Below are 17567 nucleotides of genomic sequence, written 5' to 3'. Positions count from 1 at the left end.
CGCCGGGAGCGCCCGCGGCGTGGGTCAGAGCGAGATGCCCCGGGACTGCAGGATGGAGTAGCCGACGAACGCCACCGTGTCGAGGATGGCGTGGCAGACGACGAGGGGCATGACGCGGCGGGTGCGCACGAAGACGAGCCCGAGCACGAGCCCCATGACGATGTTGCCGGCGAAGCCGCCGAAGCCCTGGTAGAGGTGGTAGCTGCCCCGGATGAGGGCGGACAGGCCGATGACGAGCGGCCACGACCAGCCGGTCTGGCGCCACCGCGTGAAGAGGTAGCCCACCATGATGACCTCCTCGAGCACGGCGTTCTCGATGGCGGCCAGCACGAGCACGGGCGCCGACCACCACACGGCCTGGAGGTTGGCGGCGGACACCTGCGTGTTGATGCCGATGGCCTTGGCGACGAAGTAGAAGCCGAGGCCCGGGATCCCGATGATCGCGGCGAGGCCGAGCCCGCGGAGGAGGTCGCGCGCCGGCTCGCGCCGGTCGAAGCCCACGAAGTGGCCGGCCCGGACGTCGCCGGCCGGCCGGTGGATGTGGTTGAGCAGGTAGAGCGCGAGGGCCACCGCGACGAGCGGCAGGACGACGCCGGCGAGCTGGTAGGCGAGGTCGAGCCAGGGCCGTCCCGGGGTCGCGGACTGGTTCATCGCCGTCGTCTGCTGCGACAGCGGGACGGGGCGCGTCAGCTTCTCGATGATGCTGAGCACGGCGTAGACGGCGGACGAGCCCAGGCTCACCCCGAGGACGAGCACCGTCTCGCGGCGGAGCCCGCGCTGCACGGCCGGCTCGGTGACCGGAGCAGGGTCGCGGTCGGAGGGTGCGAGGAGTCCGGCAAACCGTCCGCGCTCCGCGGTCGCTGGGGTCGACATGGTGTGAGCGTAACTTCGCGTGCATCCCGGCACACCGGATCGTCCAGGGGGCCGGACGGCATCGACCGCACAGGGCGCGGGCGTAGCGTCGCGGTCATGTCGCTGCTCTCCGGCTGGCGCCGTGGGTCGCACGCGGCCGACGGCTTCGAGTTCCCGACCTACCGCGACGGCGCCGGTCCGGGCGTCGTCGTCATGCACGAGAGCCCGGGCCTGACCCCCGAGGTGGTGCGGTTCGGGCGGGAGCTCGTCGACGAGGGCTTCACCGTCGTCATGCCGCACTTCTTCGGCAGCGCGCACGAGGCGCCGCGACGGATGGAGGCCGCGAGGGTCATCCCGAGGATCTGCGTGAGCCGCGACTTCACCATGGTCGCGACCGGCCGCACGACCCCGGTGGCGGGTTGGCTCCGCAGCCTCTCCCGGCACCTCCATGCCGAGGCCGGAGGTGTCGGCGTCGGGGCCGTCGGGATGTGCCTCACCGGCGGCTTCGCGCTCGCGATGATGGTCGACCCCTCCGTCGTGGCACCGGTCGTGGCCCAGCCTGCCGTGCCCGTGCCGCTCGGGCCGCGCCGGGCGGCCGATGTGGGCCTCGACGCGGGCGACCTTGCGACAGTGCGGGATCGGGTGCGTCAAGGCTGTCACGTCCTCGGCGTCCGCTATCGGGACGACTGGGCGACCGGCACGCGTTTCGAGACCCTCACCGAGGCTCTGGGAGAGGGCTTCCTCCGGGTCGAGCTCGAAGGCTCGGGGCACGCGACCCTGACCGCGGAGCGGCACCCCGACGCGGTGGACGCCGTCGTGGCCTTCCTGCGGGCACGCCTGCTGCCGGCTGCCTGAGGGTCACGCGCGAAACCCCTTGGCACCCGGGGCAGCCCACGGCATACGGTCTCGGGATGACCTCGATGCTCCGCTCGGCCCTGCGATCCCGCCTGACGACGGCGATGCGTGAGCGCGACCGCGCGGCCGTCAGCGCGCTGCGCAACGCGGTGGCCGCCATCGAGAATGCCGAGGCCGTCCCGACCGAGGGCCGTTCAGTGACGACGTCTGCGGAGGTGGCGGGCGCCGCGGTCGGGCTCGGGGTCACCGAGGCCGAGCGACGCCGCCTCGACCACGGCACCGAGCGCTCCGTGGTCGCCGCCGAGGTGTCCTCGCTCGTCGAGGCGGAGACGGCGTATGCCGCAGCCGGGGACGGCGAGCGGGCTCGGTCCGCGGCCGCCGGGGCCGCGTTCCTGCGGTCCGTGCTCGCCGAGGTCGACGGCGCCGAGGGCTGATCCGCGTCGTCCACAGGACCGGTGCACAAGCTGTGCACCGACGCTCCCGGCGTGTGGAGAAGAGCCTGCTGGCTGTGGACGACACGCCGTGGTCCTGTGGACCGTCGACGAGTTTTGCCGAAGCCCTTGCGGACCGTCGGCGGCAGGGATAGAAATCTCTCACGCCCTTCCTTCGGGGAGAGCGGGACGACTCGGAGACGAGGGTCCGCACGGTGGGGCAACCCACCGCGGCAGCCGGGTGACGCGGCAGCCGGGACCGGAGACGACGAGACGTGGATCGGGAGCGTCACATCGACCGATCACACCAGAAGGGCCCTTGAGACTCATACTCCCAAGGGCCCTTCGTCTTGCTGCAACGGTTTTGGCGATTGCCGGCAGACTGCTGGTTCGGTCAGGCGGTCGAGGCTTCGGCCCGACGCCACGGCTTGAGCCAGGGGGTCTCCGGCCAGCCCTCACGCGCTGCGACGAGCTCGTACATCGTCGCGCCGTCGATCGACTCGCGGACGATGTCGGCGTGGCCCGCGTGCCGCGCGAGCTCCTCGACGAGGTGCATGGCGACCCAGCGCACCGACCACGCGTCGACGTCGTGGGGGAACCACGGTGCGTCGCGCGGCACCGGCACCGGTGCGCCCAGGTCGGCCGTGCGCAGGACCTCGCGGGTCACGTCTCCCTGCGCAGCGAGGCCGGCCAGCAGGGTCTCCAGGGTGTCGCCGTCGGTGACGCGGAAGTCGTCGCCCCAGGCCGTGGCCTGCTCCTCGAGCGACCGGTCGGGTGGCCCCGGTGCGTCGGGAGCGGCCGCCATCCGCTCTGTCCAGCCCCGCTCGCACGTCGTGACGTGCTTGACGAGACCGCCGATGCTGAGGGTGCCGGCGGTCGGCGTGAGCCGGATCTGCTCCTCGGTCAGTCCGTGCGCCACGGAGACGAACGCGTCGCGCTGCTGGTCGAGGTAGGCGATGAGGCTCTCGCGCTCGTCGGCGACGGGTGGGACGTGGGCTGCCATGGTGTCTCGCTCTCTCAGTCGTTGCGGTGGGCGTACAGGTCACGGAGCAGGGCGATCTCGGCCCCGTGGTGGATGACCTCGCGGTTGATGTGCAGGACGAGCTCGACCCGCGGGTGCTCCGCCCGCGGGCCCTCGCTGGGCCCGCACGGCTCGGCGAGAGCCGCGGCGTCCCAACCGCGCGCCCCCGCGGTCCACGCGGCGAAGGCTGCGTCGAGCTGCTGGAGCGCCCCGTCGGCGGTGCCGGCGTAGTCGAACGAGAGGTAGTCGGCCTCAGGACCGTCGAAGTGGCTGTGCACGCGGGTGCCCAGCACCCCGACGATGACGTGTGCGAGCCGCCAGGCGATCGTCGTCACCGGCGCGGGCACGGGCTCGGGGTAGGCCCAGTCGATCGTCAGCTCGCCGCTGCCACCCTGGATGTCCGTGGCTCCCTGTCCACGGGGGTGGACGTTCCAGGCGCCCGGTGTCGGCTCCCAGAGGTACTCCTCATCGGTCAGGCCCTCGAGGCGGGGGCGCAGCTGGTTGGTCCAGTGCCGGGCGGCCTGGTCGACGAGGACGGCGGTCCAGTCGATGGAGGTGCGTGTCGATGTCATGGACCGAGCGTCCCAGCCATATAGGACAGGTCCTGTCCGCAGTGCATGTCATGCTCGGGTCATGTCCACGAGCAGCGACGGCACCGGCACGACGGCCCGCGTGCTCCGCCTGCTCGACCTGCTCCAGAGCCGTCCGGTGTGGAGCGGCACCGAGCTCGCCGAGCGGCTCGGCGTCACGACGCGCAGCGTGCGGCGCGACGTCGACCGGCTGCGTGACCTCGGCTACCCCGTCAACGCCGCCCACGGGGCCGGCGGCGGCTACCAGCTCGGAGCGGGGCGGCGACTGCCGCCGCTCCTGCTCGACGACGACGAGGCCGTCGCGATCGCGGTGTGCCTGCGCCTCGCCGCAGGCGGGACCGTCGAGGGGCTCGGCGAGGCCGCCGTGCGCACGCTCGCCAAGCTCGACCAGGTGCTCCCCGCCCGCCTGCGGTCCCAGGTCGAGGCGATCCACGAGGCCACCGTGACCCTCGACAGCGACACCGCGCGCGTCGACGCCGCCGTCCTGCTCCTGCTGGCCCGCGCGTGCCGCGAGACCGAGCGCGTCACCTTCTCGTATGCCGGCCCGCGCGGTTCCGGCGAACGCCGGGTCGAGCCGTACCGCCTCGTCGCGACCGGACGCCGGTGGTACCTGCTCGCCTACGACCTCGACCGGGAGGACTGGCGCACCTTCCGGCTCGACCGCATCACCGGCGCGGAGGCCCGCGGCTGGCGGTTCCGGCCGCGCGCCGACGCCCCCGACGCGGCCGAGCACGTGCGCCGCTCGATCTCGCACGGTGCCTACGACCACGTGTGCCGGGTCCGCATCGAGGCCCCGAAGGCCTTGGTGGACAAGAGGATCCCCGTGTCCGTCGGCACGGTCACCGCGGACGGGCCCTCGCACTGCATCTTCGAGGCCGGCGGCAACCACCTCGGCTGGATGGCCATGCACCTGGGCGTGCTGCCGTGGGAGATGAAGGTGCTCGACCCGCCGGAGCTGCGCGAGGTCATGCGCGAGCAGGCCGCCCGCATGCTCCGCACCGCTCAGCGAGTCCTGGACCACGCCGTCGAGTGAGCGCGCCGCGCCCCACCGCGCCTGAGCCGAGTGGCCCCCTCGTCACACGGGCGGTCGGGGCTGAGTGGCCACTCGAGAGTCGAGTGGCCACGTCGTCACGCGTCGGACGGGGTCAGCCGGTGTTGCGCAGGCCGGCGGCGATGCCGTTGATCGTCAGGAGCAGGGCCCGCTGCACGTCGGCGTCGGGCTCGACGTCGTCTGGCACGGCCCGCGACCGCGCGAGCAGCGAGGTCTGCAGCGCGTGGAGCGGGGCGAGGTAGCTGTCGCGCAGGTCGAGCGTGCGCCGCAGGACCGGTGCCGACTCGAGCAGCTCCTTCTGGCCGGTGACGCGCAGCACCTCCTCGACGGTGCGCGCGTGCTCCTCGCGGATCGTGTCGAAGATGCCGGCGACGTCGTCGGGCACGAGGGCGCGCACGTAGCCGGCCGCGATGTCGAGGTCGCTCTTGGAGAGCGTCATCTGCACGTTGGACAGGAAGGTGCGGAAGAAGGCCCACGAGCCGTACATCTCGCGCAGGGTCCTGTCCCGGCCGTCCTCGCGGGCGGCGGCGAGGCCGGAACCGACGCCGAACCATCCCGGCAGGATGATCCGCGACTGGGTCCAGCCGAAGACCCAGGGGATCGCGCGCAGGTCCTCGAGGCCGCCCTCGCCTCCCGGGCGCTTGGCCGGGCGGGAGCCGATGTTCATCTTGCCCAGCTCGTCGACCGGCGTCGCCGAGACGAAGAAGGGCACGAGGCGCGAGTCGCCCACCAGCCCCCGGTAGGCCTGCTGGCCGCGGCCGGCGACGAGGTCCATCGTCCCGTTCCAGCCGTCGAGGACGTCGCGCGGCAGGAGCGACCTCCGGTGCAGCACGGACGCCTCGAGGACCGCCGCGAGGGCCGTCTCGAGGTTGAACCTGGCGAGGCCGGGCAGCGTGTACTTGTCGCTGATGACCTCGCCCTGCTCGGTGATCTTGATCGGGCCGTCGAGGCTGCCGTAGGGCTGCGACAGGATCGCCTCGCCCGTGGGGCCGCCTCCGCGACCGACCGACCCGCCGCGGCCGTGGAAGAGCCGCAGCACGACGCCGTGCTGTCGCGCGACGTCTCGCAGTGCCCGCTGGGCGCGGTGGATCTGCCACTGCGACGCGGCGATTCCCGCGTCCTTGGAGGAGTCCGAGTAGCCGAGCATGATCTCCTGCACGTCACCGCGGGCCGCGACGACGCGGCGGTAGGACGGGTCGGACAGGAGGGCCTCGAGCAGCGGTCCGGCGGCCTCGAGCTCGGCGACGGTCTCGAAGAGCGGTGCGAAGCCGATGCGGGCGCTGGCCGGCGTCGTGTCGGTGCCGAGGTCGACGAGCCCGGCCTCGCGGGCGAGGACGACGACGGCGAAGAGGTCGTCGACGTCGTGCGTCATCGAGACGATGTAGGTCTCGATCGCCTCTGGACCGTAGGTGTCGAGGGCCCGGCGGATCGCGGTCATGAGCGACAGCGAGGCGGTCGCGGCCTCACCCGCGTCGCCGAGGCCGACCCCGGTGAGCGGGCGTCGCGAGGTCATCTCGTTCGACAGCAGCTCGATCCGTCCTGCGTGGTCGAGGTCGGCGTAGGGCGTGTCGAGCTCGCCGATGCGGTCGTAGAGGTCGGCCAGCGCGGCGTGGTGCTTGGCGCTGTGCTCACGGATGTCGAGCGTGGCCAGGCCGGTGCCCGTGGCGACCACGGCACGGATGAGGCGCAGGATGGCGCCGTCTCCGGTCAGGGTGTCCCCGCCGGCGAGCATCGACTCGCGGATGAGCACGAGGTCCTCGAGCAGCTCCTCGAAGCTCGCGTAGTCGCGGCCCGGCTCGTGCGCCGTGCCGTGCGCGAGACGGTCGCGGGTGCGCAGCAGCCGGACCCGGACGAAGCTGAGCTTGAGCCGGTAGGGCTCCTCGGCGTTGAGCCGGCGCACGGCGTCGTAGGTCACCGGCAGCGCGGCGGCGTCCTGCTCGAGGCTCTCCCTCAGCGCGTCCGTCACCTCGACGAACCGCGTCGAGGACGACAGCTCGTGCAGCATGTGGTCGAGCTTCTCGACGAGCTCACCGAGGCCGGCGTCGTGCTGCAGGCCGATGACCTCGAGGGTGACCTCGGGTGTGACGTTGGGGTTGCCGTCGCGGTCGCCACCGGCCCACGCGCCGAAGCGCAGCGGACGGGCCGACGGCGGGAGCTGGACGCCGATGCCGTCGAGGGTGCGGTCGAGCTCGGCCAGCAGGTCGGGCACCACCTGGTCGGCGAGGAAGCGCAGCGTGTGCATGGCGGTCCGCGCCTCGTCGGTGGGCTCGGGGCGGACGATCCGCAGCTCGTCGGTCTGCCACATCATGTCGACGAGCTCCGCGAGCCGCCGCTCGGCGCGCGGGCCCTCCGAGGCGGGGCGACGGGGGTCCTCGAGCTCGGTCACGGTGACGGCGATGCGCCGGAGCAGGTTGAGGACCGTGCGCCGCGTCGCCTCGGTCGGGTGGGCGGTGAAGACCGGGCGGTACTCGAGCCGGGCGAGGACGTCGTCCAGCTCGTCGCGCTCGAGGGTGCCGGCGTCCAGCGCCTCGCCGATGCGTCGCACGGTGCCCGCGAGCGGGGCCTCGTCGACGGCCGCGAGCTCCTGCCAGCGGTGCAGCTGCTCGGTGACGTTGACGAGCTGGAAGTAGGCGGTGAAGGCCCGGGCCAGCACCACCGCGGTCGGCGCGTCGACGCCTCCCAGCAGGGCCCGAAGGTCGTCGTCCTCGGGCTCGCGGGCCAGCGCGCGCACCTGCTCGACGAGCGCGAGCAGCTCGGGTCCCTCGTGCCGCGTCAGGGCCTCGCCGAGCAGGGTGCCCAGCTGTCGCACGGAGGCCCGGAGCGCGGCGTGCTGCTGCGCCGAGGAGACACCGGAGGCGAACGTCGCGGCGTCCGGCTCGCGCCGGTCGGCCTCGAGGAGCTGCTCGGTCGTGGTGTGGCCGTGGTCGGTCATGGTCCAGTCGTACCGCGTCGAGGTTTCCGACGTGTGACGTGTCCCAGCATGGGGACGGCCCCGGTCACGCCAAGGACGCCCGTGGGCGCGCTCACGGATCCCTCACGGCGCCCGCCCGACGCCGTTGCTCACCGCGCCGTCCACCGAACCGCCGCCCGGCCACGGGCAGGTCGTCCGCCCGTCCCGCCGGGGTCAGGGTGCGGCGCCGAGCGTCACGGTCACCTCGACCCGGGACCCGGCGCGCCAGAGCACGAAGGGCACCGTGTCGCCGGCCTTGCGCGTCAGCGTCGCGAGCACGAGCTGCTCGACCGAGGTGGCGGCTTCGCCGTCGACCTCGACGACGATGTCGCCGGGCGAGATGCCCGCCTTCGCGGCGGGCCCGCCGGCCGAGACGGCCGTGACGTAGAGGCCGCGGGGCGTGTCCCCGGGACTGGGCACGATGGTCGCCTGGGCGCTCAGGCCGAGGTCGGGATGCCCGGCGCGTCCGGTCTCGATGAGCGAGTCGGACACCCGGACGGCCACGGTCATCGGGATGGCGAAGCCCACCCCGACGCTGCCCCCGCCGCTGACGCCCTCGCTGTTCGGGGCGGTCGCTATGGCGGTGTTGACCCCGACCATCGAGCCCGAGCAGTTGACGAGCGGGCCGCCGCTGTTGCCCGGGTTGATGGAGGCATCGGTCTGGACCGCGTCGATGAGGTGCGCCGTGACGCCCGAGTCCTTGGGCAGCGGGACGTAGCGGCCGAGAGCGCTGACGATGCCCTCGGTGACCGTGCTCGAGAGCCCGAGCGGTGCGCCGAGGGCGACGACGGGCTGCCCGACGCGCAACGCGTACGAGTCGCCGATGCGGATGAGGGGGCGCCCCTTGGCCTCGTCCGCCGCCCTGAGGACGGCGAGGTCGGTGCTGGGGTCGCGCCCCACGACGGTCGCCGTCGAGGTCTCCCCGTCGCCGTAGCGCACGGCCACCGACCCGCCGGGCGAGGTGACGGCGGAGGAGATGACGTGGTCGTTGGTGAGGATGTAGCCGCCGTCGCGGATCAGCTCGCCGGTGCCGTTGCCCGTCCCCGCGGGCGAGGCGGTCAGGACCGTGACGACGCTCGGCAGGGTGCCGGCCGCGACGTCGATGGCCGGGCAGGCACGGTCGGACCCGACGTGGGCGATCCGCGCGGTCACGAGCGCTCCCGCGCCGCCCCCGAGCACCGCGGCCGCGACGAGCGCCGCGACCGCGGGGCCGACGGTCATCCCGTCCGGCAGCCACCCGCCGTGCGCGGGTGCCCGGGCGGCCCCGTCGGCGGTGGCGGCCGCGCCAGGTCCCGGCGTCGGGTGGTCGGCTTCCGGCTGCTCGGTCACAGGCACTCCCGGGGTCGTCTCGATGTCCTCAGGGTGCGTCGACCGGCTGGGGCGGCACCTCACCCGGCCGGGGTGACTGCGCCGAGGTCGCGTGACGCGGGGAGCGCCGCCCGCTGCGAGGATGACGTCATGAGCACCGGAACCCTCGTCCTCGCGGCCACCCCGATCGGCGACCCCCGCGACGCGGCCCCGCGGCTCGCACAGGAGCTCGCGACCGCCGACGTCGTCGCGGCAGAGGACACGCGGCGGCTGCGGCGCCTGCTCGGCGAGCTCGCCGTCACGCCGGCCGGGTCGGTCGTCAGCTACCACGAGCACAACGAGGCGTCCCGCACCCCGGACCTCGTCGCCCGCCTCGTCGCCGGCGAGCGCGTCGTCGTCGTCACCGATGCCGGTATGCCGTCCGTCTCCGACCCGGGCTACCGCCTGGTCGCGGCCGCTGTCGAGGCGGGCGTACGCGTGACGTGCGTCCCCGGGCCGAGCGCGGTCCTCATGGCGCTCGCCGTCTCGGGCCTGCCCGTCGACCGGTTCTGCTTCGACGGCTTCCTCCCGCGCAAGCCGGGGGAGCGGGCCAAGGTGCTGGCCGAGGTCGCCGACGAGCGCCGGACCATCGTCTTCTTCGAGGCACCGCACCGGCTGGCCGAGACGCTCGCCGCGATGCGCGACGCCTTCGGCCCCGACCGCCGGGCCGCCGTCTGCCGAGAGCTGACCAAGACCTACGAGGAGGTCCGCCGCGGCACGCTGGCCGAGCTCGCCCTGTGGGCCGCCGACGGCGTCAAGGGCGAGATCACGGTCGTCGTGGCCGGTGCCGAGCGGGTGGTGCCGTCCCTCGAGGAGGCCGTTGCCGGCATACGTCAGCGGGTCGACACGGGGGAGCGGCTCAAGGACGTCGCCGCCGACGTCGCGTCGCGGACCGGCCTGTCGAAGAAGGCGCTCTACGACGCCGCGCTCGCCGCGCGGTGAGCCGGGCCGCGCGACCGTCTCGACAGGCGAGCCGCTTGCCGTGAGGGGAACAGCAGGCGAGGCTTGCACAGTTCTCTTCCCGAAGGCCGGCGACCCGTCCGGCCGCGTCGACAGCACAGCGAAGGAGCACGGCATGGCAACCACCCGCACCGCCAGCACGCACTGGGAGGGCTCGCTCTTCGAGGGCTCCGGACAGGTCAGCCTGGAGAGCTCGGGCATCGGCACCTACGACGTCAACTGGCCCTCGCGCGCGGAGTCCTCGAACGGCAAGACCAGCCCCGAGGAGCTCATCGCCGCGGCGCACTCCTCGTGCTACTCGATGGCGCTGTCCAACGGCCTCGCCCAGGCCGGCACGCCCCCCACGACGCTCGACACGACGGCGAACGTCACCTTCGTCCCGGGCACCGGCATCACGGCGATCGCGCTCAGCGTCGTCGGTGAGGTCCCGGGCATGTCGGCCGAGGACTTCCAGGCCGCTGCCGAGGACGCCAAGGAGAACTGCCCCGTGAGCCAGGCCCTCAAGGCCGTCCCGATCACGCTCGAGGCACGCCTGGGCTGAGGGCGTCCACCAGGTCGCGATCGGCGTCGACCCTGTCGGGGTCGGCGCCGATCATGTTGTGGTGCAACGGATCCCGTGTCGTCGGTCAGCTCGACTCGACCGTCGTCTTGAAGGCGTCGAGCATCGACTGCCAGCTCGTGCCGAACTGGTCGGCCTGCTCCTGCGAGTCGTTGCCGTCCTGCTCGAGGGTCACGGTCGTGGGTCCCGAGTCACCGTCGGCGCCGAGCGTGTAGGTGACGGTGTGGTAGTTCTCGGGCCGGTCCTCCTGACCCATGAGGGGGCTGTAGTGCGTGACCGAGAGGCGACGGGGAGCGTCGGCCTCGAGCACCTCTCCCTTGTCCTGGTAGGGCTTGCCGTTCATCTCGCCCTCCCACGTGATCGGGCTGCCGACCTCCCAGTCGGTGCTGACGTTCGTGCCCGCCATCCACTGCCGGACGGCGTCCGGGTCGGTGAGGGCGTGCCACGCCTGCTGCGGCGTGGCGTCGACCGTGACCTGCGCGTGTGCAACATGACCTGTCATCCCCCTGTCCTACTCCCCTCGGGGCCTCCAGCGGGCGTATGCCGTGCCACCCGTTCGTGACGGCCGTGGGCGCGAGCGCGTGCCGGGGGACGGGAACGCGTGCGCGGCGGCCGTCGCCGCCCGCCTAGGATTCACGCCATGAGCAATGTCCTGTCTGCCGTCGCCTGGCCGTACACCAACGGCCCGCGCCACATCGGCCACGTGGCCGGGTTCGGCGTGCCCTCCGACGTCTTCAGCAGGTACATGCGGATGGCGGGGCACGACGTGCTCATGGTCTCCGGCACCGACGAGCACGGCACGCCGATCCTCGTCCTCGCCGAGGAGGAGGGCCTGACGCCGCAGCAGCTCGTCGACAAGTACAACGCGGTCATCGCCCAGGACCTCACCGACCTCGGCCTGTCCTACGACCTCTTCACCCGCACGACGACGCGCAACCACTACGCCGTCGTGCAGGAGATGTTCCGCCAGGTCCACGCCAACGGCTACATGGTCGAGCAGACGACGCGCGGCGCGATCAGCCCCTCCACCGGTCGCACGCTGCCGGACCGCTACATCGAGGGCACGTGCCCCATCTGCGCCTTCCCCGAGGCGCGCGGCGACCAGTGCGACAACTGCGGCAACCAGCTCGACGCCGACGAGCTGATCAACCCGCGTAGCAAGATCAACGGCGAGACGCCCGAGTTCATCGAGACCCAGCACTTCTTCCTCGACCTGCCGGCGCTCGCGGGGGCTCTCGGCGAGTGGCTCGACGGGCGCGAGGCCTCGGGCACGTGGCGCCCCAACGTCATCAAGTTCTCCAAGAACCTCCTCAAGGACGTGCGCCCGCGAGCCATGACGCGCGACATCGACTGGGGCATCCCGATCCCTCTCGAGGGCTGGGAGGACAACCCGAGCAAGCGCCTCTACGTCTGGTTCGACGCCGTCATCGGCTACCTCTCGGCCTCGATCGAGTGGGCGCGACGCGTCGGGGAGCCCGAGCGGTGGCGCGAGTGGTGGAACGACCCGTCGGCCGTGTCCTACTACTTCCAGGGGAAGGACAACATCACCTTCCACAGCCAGATCTGGCCGGCGGAGCTGCTGGGCTACGCCGGCAAGGGTGACAAGGGCGGTGAGCCGGGGGAGTACGGCACCCTCAACCTGCCCACCGAGGTCGTCGCGAGCGAGTTCATGACGCTCGAGGGCAAGCAGTTCTCGACGAGCCGCAAGCACGTCATCTACGTCCAGGACATCGTCGCGCGCTACGGCCCCGACCCGATCCGCTACTTCATCTGCGCGGCCGGACCTGAGAACCAGGACGCTGACTTCAGCTGGGCCGAGTTCGTCCAGCGCAACAACAGCGAGCTCGTCGCCGGCTGGGGCAACCTCGTCAACCGCACCGCCGCGATGATCGCCAAGAGCTTCGGCGAGATCCCGCAGCCGTATGCCGTCGAGCCCGTCGACGAGGAGCTGCTGGCCACCGTGCGGGGTGCGTTCGCGACCGTCGGCGCGTCGTTGGAGCGACACCGCCAGAAGGCGGCACTCGCCGAGGTGATGCGCGTCGTGGGCGAGGCCAACGCCTACGTGTCGAGGACGGAACCCTTCAAGCTCAAGGGTGACGACCAGCGCGAGCGGCTCTCCACCGTGCTGCACACGCTTGCCCAGGCCGTCTCAGATATCAATACGCTCATCTCGCCGTTCCTGCCGCACGCGGCGAACCGCGTCCACGCCGTCCTCGGGGGGGTCGGAGAGTTCATGCCGATGCCCCGCCTCGAGGTCGTGCGCGACCTCGACGACGACACCCGCAGCTACCCGGTGATCACCGGGGAGTACTCCGCGACGCCGCGGTGGGAGTCGCGCCCCGTCGTCGTGGGCACCCCGATCGCCAAGCCGTCCGGGGTCTTCGTCAAGCTCGATCCCGAGCAGGTCATCGAGGACGAGCGGTCCCGTCTCGGCGACTCGGTCCCGGGCGGCACGAGGCACCACACCGACCCGCTCGCCGCGCCGAAGATGGCCAAGCCGAAGCGCGCCCCCGAGGCCGGCGACGTGGCCGGCGTCGACCCCGCAGGCCGCGACGAGGCGCCGACCGCATGAGCCCCCACGCGTCGGGTCAGCGGGGACTGCCGGAGCACCGGCCGGACCCCCTGCCCATCGACGTCGTCGACAACCACGTCCACCTCGACATCACCCGTGAGGGCGACGAGCCGTTCGACGTCGCCGACGCGATCAAGGCGGCGCGCGCCGTCGGGGTGACGCGGCTCGTGCAGGTGGGCTGCGACCTCGACGGCATCCGGTTCACGATGGAGGCCATCGAGGCCCACGACGAGCTCGTCGGGGGAATCGCCTTGCACCCCAACGAGGTTCCACGGCTCGCGGCCGCGGGCCAGCTGGACACGGCATACGCCGAGGTCGAGCGCTGCGCGACCCACGAGCGCATCCGCGTCATCGGCGAGACGGGCCTCGACTACTTCCGCACCGGTCCCGAGGGCGTCCCGGTCCAGCAGGACGGCTTCCGCTGGCACATCGACCTCGCCAAGCGGCTCGGCAAGGCCCTCCAGATCCACGACCGCGACGCCCACGCCGACGTGCTGCGCATCCTCGAGGAGGAGGGAGCGCCGGAGCACACCGTCCTGCACTGCTTCTCGGGCGACCTGGCGATGGCGAGGGAGTGCGCCGAGCGCGGCTACTACCTCAGCTTCGCCGGCACCGTGACCTTCAAGAACGCCCGCGACCTGCGCGACGCGCTGACCGCGATCCCGCTCGACCGCATCCTCGTCGAGACCGACGCGCCCTACCTCGCGCCGGTCCCGCACCGGGGCGCCACCAACGCCTCGTTCCTCGTCCCGGTGACGGTCCGGGCCATGGCCGCCGTGCTCAACCTCGACGTGCCGACCCTGTGCCGGGCCGTGTCGGAGAACAGCGAGCGCGTCTACGGCCCGTGGGGGTCCGAGCGCGTCGGACAAACCGCCTAGCGCACCTCGAATGCGGCGTCCAGCGGGACGTCGCCCCGTTACCGAAATTTGACCTTGCCGTCGTCGATCGGTCACTGTGGACGACTGTTGGCCGGTTGCCACCCCGCATCGACCTCCTCCCGACGCCGTGAGGAGGATGGATCGAGAGCGCGTCGCATCCGGATAGTTCGACGTTCGGAGTGTTTTGATTTCTCGCAACGCCAAGATCCTGGCCGCCGCTGGTGCGGCCGTCGTCCTCACCGGTGGCGCAGTCGGCGCAGCCCAGCTCGACAAGTCCGTCAACCTCTCGGTCGACGGCACGGCGAGCACCGCGCACGTCTTCGGCAGCACCGTCGCCGACGTCCTCGACAGCCAGGGCATCACCGTCAAGCCCGGTGACGTGGTCGTGCCGGCCGCGGACTCCTCGATCAGCGACGGGCAGACGATCATCGTCAAGTACGCCCGGATGCTCACCCTCACGGTCGACGGCAAGACGCGCCAGCTGCGCACCACCGAGACCACGGTCGACGGGGCGCTGCTCGCCCTCGGCCTCCGCGGCGACGGCGCCCGCCTGTCCGTCTCCCGTTCGCAGACGATCGGTCGCCAGGGCCTCGCCCTGACCATCGTCACCCCCAAGGCCGTGACGGTCACCGTCGACGGCAAGACGACGACGAAGACCATCGCCGCCGCGAGCGTCGGCGAGGCGCTGACCCAGCTCGGCGTCCGCGTCGGCAAGGACGACAAGGTCAACCCGCCGGTCACGACGCCCCTGACGTCCGGCCTCAAGGTCGCCGTCCAGCGCGTGCAGAGCAAGGACAAGACCGTCACGCAGGCGATCGCCTTCGGCACGACCCAGCAGAAGACGGGCTCGCTCTACTCCGACCAGACCAAGGTCTCGCGAGCCGGTGTCGCCGGCGAGCGCACCGTGACGGTCCGCACCATGGTCGTCGACGGCAAGGTCGTCTCCACCAAGGAGATCTCCTCCACGGTCACCAAGGCCCCCGTCAACCGGGTCCTGCTCGTCGGCACCAAGGCGCGCCCCGCGGCCGCCGCGCCGAGCACCTCGAGCACGACCTCGACGCGCTCGACGTCCGGTGCCGGCCTCAACCTGGCCCGCGCCGCCATGTGGGACTCCATCGCCCAGTGCGAGTCGACCGGCAACTGGCACATCAACACCGGCAACGGCTACTACGGCGGTCTGCAGTTCCTGACCTCCACGTGGCTCGCCTACGGTGGCGGCGACTTCGCGTCGCGTGCCGACCTCGCCTCGCGCGAGCAGCAGATCACCGTCGCCAACCGCGTCTACGCCGACAACGGCACGTCGCAGTGGCAGTGCAAGGCCTGACCTGACCCCAGGCGCAGGTGAGCGCGAGAGGCCTCCGACCGATCCGGTCGGGGGCCTCTCGCCGTCTGCATCTCCGCGTATGCCGTGGCCCCACCTGCGTCGAGTGGCCCCGTCGTCCCACGGCTGGCTGGTGCAGGCCGCCGCAAGATGTGGGGCGGCGGTCCACTCGAGTTCGGAGGATGGGACGGCGGGGCCACTCGAGTTGGGAGACGGGATGGTGGGCGCGCGGGCCGGCCGGGCGGCATACGCCCTCGTCCACGGCGCCATAGGGTGGGCGCATGACGAAGAAGGACGCCGCCCCGCACGTCGCGGACGCCGCGCTCCTCGGGGCGACGCAGGTGCGCGAGCTCGCCGAGCGGCTCGAGGTGCGACCGACGAAGCAGTGGGGCCAGAACTTCGTCGTCGACGCCAACACGGTGCGCAAGATCGTCCGCGTCGCCGGGGTCGGTCCCGACGACGTCGTCGTCGAGGTCGGTCCCGGACTCGGCTCCCTGACGCTCGCGCTGCTCCCGGTCGTCAAGCACGTCACGGCCGTCGAGGTGGACCCGCGGCTCGCGGGGGCGCTCGAGGAGACCGTCCGCTCCCTCCAGCCGGAGAACGTCGACAAGCTGCGCCTCGTGGCGGCCGACGCCCTCACCGTCACCAAGCTGCCGGGCCCGGACCCCACGGCGCTCGTCGCCAACCTGCCGTACAACATCTCGGTGCCCGTGGTGCTCTCCTTCCTCCAGCACTTCCCGACCCTCGAGCGGGTGCTCGTCATGGTGCAGCTCGAGGTCGCCGAACGCCTCGCCGCCAAGCCGGGCAGCAAGATCTACGGCGTGCCCAGCCTCAAGGCGGCGTGGTACGCCGACGTCGAGCTCGCCGGCCGCGTCGGTCGCAACGTCTTCTGGCCGGCGCCCAACGTCGACTCGGGCCTCGTGTCCTTCCGACGGCGCAAGCCCCCCACCACCACGGCGAGCCGCGAGGAGGTGTTCCGCTGCATCGACGCGGCGTTCCTCCAGCGCCGCAAGGCGCTGCGCGGCGCGCTCGCCTCGTGGGCCGGGTCCGCCGACGCCGCCGAGCAGGCGCTCGTCGCCGCGGGGGTCGACCCGCGCACCCGTGGCGAGCAGCTCGACATCACGACCTTCGCCCGGATCGCCGAGGCGCGCCCCGAGGGCGTCGGTGCGCCGCAGCCCCGCGCGCGCCGTCGGGGCCATACGTCCTGACACGGAGCGACCGGCGCCTAGGGTGGGCGCATGACTGTCGCTCCGACTCTGCCCGGCGCGGTGACCGTGCGGGTCCCGGCCAAGGTCAATCTCGACCTACGCGTCGGGCCTCGCCGGCCTGACGGCTTCCACGCGCTCGCGACCGTCTACCAGGCGGTGTCGCTGCACGACGAGGTGTCGGTCGCGCGCTGGGACGACTGGCAGGTCGTCGCGGCAGGCGCGTACGCCGACCGCATCCCGACCGACGGCGACAACCTCGCCGTCCGCGCCGCGCGGCTCGTCGCCGACCGGTGGTCCGTCGACGAGCGCCTGTCGATCCGTATCGACAAGGACATCCCCGTCGCCGGCGGCATGGCCGGCGGGTCCGCCGATGCCGCTGCGGCGCTCGTGGCGTGCGACCAGCTGTGGGGTCTGGGCCTCGACCGCGACGAGCTCGCGGAGCTCGCCGCCACCCTGGGCAGCGACGTCCCCTTCATCCTCGCCGGCGGCAACGCGATGGGCTCGGGCCGCGGCGAGCAGCTCGCCCCGGTCCTCGCCCGCGGCACCTTCCACTGGGTCTTCGCCATCAGCGACACCGGCCTGTCGACTCCTGCCGTGTATGCCGAGTGCGACCGCCTGCGCGAGCGTGACGGGGTCGACGTGCCTGAGCCCCAGGTCAGCCCCGAGCTCATGGCGGCGCTGCGTTCGGGCGACCCGGTGGCGCTCGGTGCGGCGTTGCACAACGACCTCGAGTCGGCCGCCTTCTCGCTGCGGCCGCAGCTGCGCGAGCTGCGCGACGCGGGCGTCGAGTTCGGGGCGCTCGGCGGCATCGTGTCGGGGTCGGGACCCACGGTCGCCTTCCTCACCGAGAGCCACGAGGCCAGCCTCGACCTGTCGGTCTCGCTCGCGGCCTCCGACCTGTGCCGTGACCTGCGCCGCGCCAAGGGCCCGGTCCACGGCGCGCACGTCGTCACCTCCCCCCGCGGCGACTGA

At 72.6% G+C, this 17567-nt stretch carries 16 protein-coding genes; 10 read left to right on the top strand and 6 right to left on the bottom strand.

Annotated features, from left to right (window positions below):
* Positions 1-24: 24 nt before the first annotated feature.
* Positions 25-873 (bottom strand): CPBP family intramembrane glutamic endopeptidase, encoded by an 849-nt coding sequence (locus ABD297_RS04245; RefSeq protein WP_344253298.1) that lies wholly within the window; start codon positions 871-873, stop codon positions 25-27.
* A 96-nt stretch (positions 874-969) separates the two neighbouring features.
* Between ABD297_RS04245 and ABD297_RS04240 the strand changes: the two genes are divergently transcribed.
* Together ABD297_RS04240 and ABD297_RS04235 are read left to right on the top strand one after the other, a co-directional pair.
* Positions 970-1707: a dienelactone hydrolase family protein gene (locus tag ABD297_RS04240; protein WP_344253296.1), complete on the top strand. Its 738-nt coding sequence runs from the start codon at positions 970-972 to the stop codon at positions 1705-1707.
* A 56-nt stretch (positions 1708-1763) separates the two neighbouring features.
* Positions 1764-2141 (top strand): GatB/YqeY domain-containing protein, encoded by a 378-nt coding sequence (locus ABD297_RS04235; RefSeq protein ID WP_344253294.1) that lies wholly within the window; start codon positions 1764-1766, stop codon positions 2139-2141.
* A gap of 391 nt (positions 2142-2532) precedes the next feature.
* Here ABD297_RS04235 and ABD297_RS04230 read toward each other — a convergent pair whose 3' ends face one another.
* Entirely contained in the window at positions 2533-3141 is a 609-nt protein-coding gene (locus ABD297_RS04230; RefSeq protein ID WP_344253292.1) for a DinB family protein, read from the bottom strand.
* Positions 3142-3155: 14 nt separating this feature from the next.
* The gene (locus ABD297_RS04225; RefSeq protein WP_344253291.1) at positions 3156-3731 is read right to left on the bottom strand and encodes a DinB family protein; all 576 of its coding nucleotides are present in this window, start codon (positions 3729-3731) and stop codon (positions 3156-3158) included.
* Between the two features lie 61 nt (positions 3732-3792).
* Here ABD297_RS04225 and ABD297_RS04220 point away from each other — a divergent pair, with 61 nt between their 5' ends.
* Positions 3793-4782, top strand: a complete 990-nt coding sequence (locus tag ABD297_RS04220) for a helix-turn-helix transcriptional regulator (RefSeq protein WP_344253289.1) — start codon at positions 3793-3795, stop codon at positions 4780-4782.
* A gap of 112 nt (positions 4783-4894) precedes the next feature.
* Here ABD297_RS04220 and ppc read toward each other — a convergent pair whose 3' ends face one another.
* Positions 4895-7732, bottom strand: a complete 2838-nt coding sequence (ppc, locus tag ABD297_RS04215; protein ID WP_344253288.1) for a phosphoenolpyruvate carboxylase — start codon at positions 7730-7732, stop codon at positions 4895-4897.
* 192 nt (positions 7733-7924) lie between these two features.
* Positions 7925-9079, bottom strand: coding sequence for a S1C family serine protease (locus ABD297_RS04210; protein WP_344253287.1), 1155 nt, complete (start codon positions 9077-9079; stop codon positions 7925-7927).
* Positions 9080-9208: 129 nt separating this feature from the next.
* Between ABD297_RS04210 and rsmI the strand changes: the two genes are divergently transcribed.
* Positions 9209-10039: a 16S rRNA (cytidine(1402)-2'-O)-methyltransferase gene (gene rsmI / locus ABD297_RS04205; protein WP_344253285.1), complete on the top strand. Its 831-nt coding sequence runs from the start codon at positions 9209-9211 to the stop codon at positions 10037-10039.
* Positions 10040-10172: 133 nt separating this feature from the next.
* Positions 10173-10598, top strand: a complete 426-nt coding sequence (locus tag ABD297_RS04200; RefSeq protein ID WP_344253284.1) for an OsmC family protein — start codon at positions 10173-10175, stop codon at positions 10596-10598.
* An 85-nt stretch (positions 10599-10683) separates the two neighbouring features.
* On the opposite strand, the gene ABD297_RS04195 is transcribed toward ABD297_RS04200, so the two are convergent.
* The gene (locus ABD297_RS04195; protein ID WP_344253282.1) at positions 10684-11118 is read right to left on the bottom strand and encodes an SRPBCC domain-containing protein; all 435 of its coding nucleotides are present in this window, start codon (positions 11116-11118) and stop codon (positions 10684-10686) included.
* 138 nt (positions 11119-11256) lie between these two features.
* On the opposite strand from ABD297_RS04195, the gene metG reads away from it, so the two are divergent.
* The 5 genes from metG (at position 11257) to ABD297_RS04170 (ending at position 17567) form a co-directional block, all read left to right on the top strand.
* Positions 11257-13188: a methionine--tRNA ligase gene (gene metG / locus ABD297_RS04190; protein WP_344253281.1), complete on the top strand. Its 1932-nt coding sequence runs from the start codon at positions 11257-11259 to the stop codon at positions 13186-13188.
* Positions 13185-14066 (top strand): TatD family hydrolase, encoded by an 882-nt coding sequence (locus tag ABD297_RS04185; protein WP_344253278.1) that lies wholly within the window; start codon positions 13185-13187, stop codon positions 14064-14066. Before metG ends, ABD297_RS04185 begins: the two co-directional genes overlap by 4 nt.
* Before the next feature lie 184 nt (positions 14067-14250).
* Positions 14251-15390 (top strand): resuscitation-promoting factor, encoded by a 1140-nt coding sequence (locus ABD297_RS04180; RefSeq protein ID WP_344253276.1) that lies wholly within the window; start codon positions 14251-14253, stop codon positions 15388-15390.
* Positions 15391-15668: 278 nt separating this feature from the next.
* Complete coding sequence (gene rsmA, locus ABD297_RS04175; protein WP_344253275.1) at positions 15669-16595, top strand: 16S rRNA (adenine(1518)-N(6)/adenine(1519)-N(6))-dimethyltransferase RsmA; 927 nt, start codon at positions 15669-15671, stop codon at positions 16593-16595.
* 30 nt (positions 16596-16625) lie between these two features.
* The gene (locus ABD297_RS04170; protein WP_344253273.1) at positions 16626-17567 is read left to right on the top strand and encodes a 4-(cytidine 5'-diphospho)-2-C-methyl-D-erythritol kinase; all 942 of its coding nucleotides are present in this window, start codon (positions 16626-16628) and stop codon (positions 17565-17567) included.

This window comes from Terrabacter carboxydivorans (genome assembly GCF_039532035.1).
Lineage (GTDB): Bacteria > Actinomycetota > Actinomycetes > Actinomycetales > Dermatophilaceae > Terrabacter > Terrabacter carboxydivorans.
The sequence above is the reverse complement of the archived record's forward strand: the minus strand, read 5'-3'. Positions and strand labels throughout refer to the sequence as shown.